The organism is Bartonella sp. AD328YNZD (genome assembly GCF_042196425.1).
Window position 1 is genome coordinate 1 of sequence record NZ_JBHIQG010000383.1, and the last position, 2,171, is coordinate 2,171.

General features: G+C 47.0%; 1 pseudogene. It reads left to right on the forward strand.

The features are described from left to right. Nucleotides 1–2,171 (forward strand): annotated as a pseudogene (locus tag ACFIO3_RS12010) (hypothetical protein); the annotation flags it as partial.

The window sequence follows — 2,171 nt, forward strand, 5'->3', positions numbered from 1 at the left end:
ATCAGAGAAGGGACTTCGCAAGATAGCGTTGTTGTTCCAAAGCTTTTAGGAACAGCCTCTTTGTATTCGTATGAAACTTTTGCACCGTTAGAACAGGTTGTTAATGCAAGGCAAGAAGCAGAAAAAGCCATGGCGCGTGCAAATGGAGCCCAACAGGTTGCAGAAGAGGCGAAAAAAGTATCGGAAAGAGCGCTTAGCGAAGTTACCAAAACGGGTGAAGCGGTTACAACAGCAACAACAACGGCTAATCTTGCAAAAGATACAGCGGATACAGCCAAGGGATTAGCCGAAGAAGCCAAGAGTGCATCTGAAGCCGCCAAGCAAATGGCAGAAGATGCGAAGGCAGGATTTGATAGAGCTACAGGGGAAATAAGTGGTACGAAAGGTTCATTGGCTACGGCATTGCAAAGTTTTGTAGAGGTCAAGCAGGCAAGTGAGAATGCTGTTAATTTATCGACTGAAGCAAAGAGATTAGCCGATGAATCGAAGTCGATTGCTGAACGTGCAGAACAAACAGCGAGAGAGGCTTCCCAAACAGCAACAGAGACGACGCAAGTAGCAGCAACAGCGGTAGAAATGTGTCATGAAGTTAGGACGGTAGCGACACAAGCAAGTGTGAAGGCAGATGGAGCCAACCAGACAGCCGCTGATGCCAAGGATATTGCCGAAGAGGCAAAAGGTTTATCGGAACGGGCGACATCTTCTGTTACAGAACTTACAAAAACAGCGTCTCAAGTACAAACGGCAGTAGAGAAGGCATTAACGGATTTAAGAGACGCCAAGCAGACAGCAGAGGCATCTAAGACACTCTCAGAAGAAGCTAAACAGACAGCCGCTGATGCATTGACAGCGTCGAAAGATGCCAAGTCACAATCAGAGACAGCGGTAAGCAGGTCAGAAGAGGCAAAGGGTGCTTGTGATGAAGTTAAAGCATCTGTTGCGTCAGTTGAGAAAGTTGCAGAAGCAGCGAAAACAGGTGTGGAACAAGCTTCGCAAAGTGCATCTGAAGCGAAGGGAATAGCGGAGGAAGCGAAAAGCGCCGTTGATAAAGCGACAGCCAAAGTAGAGCAAGCTGTAAGAGAAGCTACCGATGCGAAATCTAAAGCAGAAAGCGTAGAGAGATTAGCGAATGAAGCCAACCAAACAGCGATTTCTTCGAAGAGCGTCTCAGAAGAAGCGAAAGAGGAGGCAAGTAATGCCAAATCGGTAGCCTTAGAAGCAAAAAGTACAGCAGATAGTGCAACGGCAAAAGCGGAGCAAGCGCAACAAGAAGCATCAGAAGCAACGAGATTAGCGAATGAAGCGAAGGTAACAGCAGAGCAGGCATTGCAAGCTGATAGACAAGTGGTTCGTGAAGGAGGAGAAGTAAGCAAAAGTTTAGCAGAAGCAATTCAGAAGAAAACAGAGGAAGCCGAGAGAGTTGCGCAAGACAGTAAGAGAGTTTGTGAAGAAGCCAAGCAGTTAGCAACAGAAGCTAAAGATTCCTCTACCAATGCGCTAACCTCAGTCAATGATGTAAAGAATCTTTCTGAAGAAGTTAAAGGATTAGCAGAAAAAGCGAGTACGGCATCTACAGAGGCGCAAAAGATTTCAGAACAAGCGTTGAGAGAAGCAACTGCTGCGAAAGCCACGGCGGATACAGCGTCCAGTACAGCCACAGATGCCAAGGGGATTTCTGAGGAAGCTAAAACAGTTTCAGAAGAGGCAAAGAACCTTGCCCAGACAAGCAAGAATGCTTGTGATGAAGTCAAGCAAACGATAGGTGATATTAAAAGCGTTGCAGAAACGGCATTATCGACAGCCAATACAGCCAAGCAGAAAGGAGATGAGCTAAGCCAACAAGCCTCAGAAGCATTGACGAAGTCTGGTGAAGCGAAGACCTTATCAGAAGAAGCAAAGGTTAAGGCAGAAAGGGTGGAGATTATTGCGACGGAAGCGAAAAATACAGCAGATAGTGCAACAGCAAAAGCGGCGCAAGCGCAACAGGGTGCAACAGAAGCAACGCGAATAGCCAACGAAGCAAAAGCAGCGGCAGAACGGGCGACGAGTGTTGATAGACAAGCGGTAAGTGCTGGTGCAGAAGCAGTCAAGAGTCTAGCGGAAGAAGCGTTGTCGAAAGCCAATGAAGCGAAAAAGGGAGCAGATAAGGCAGAAACATTAGCTAATGAAAG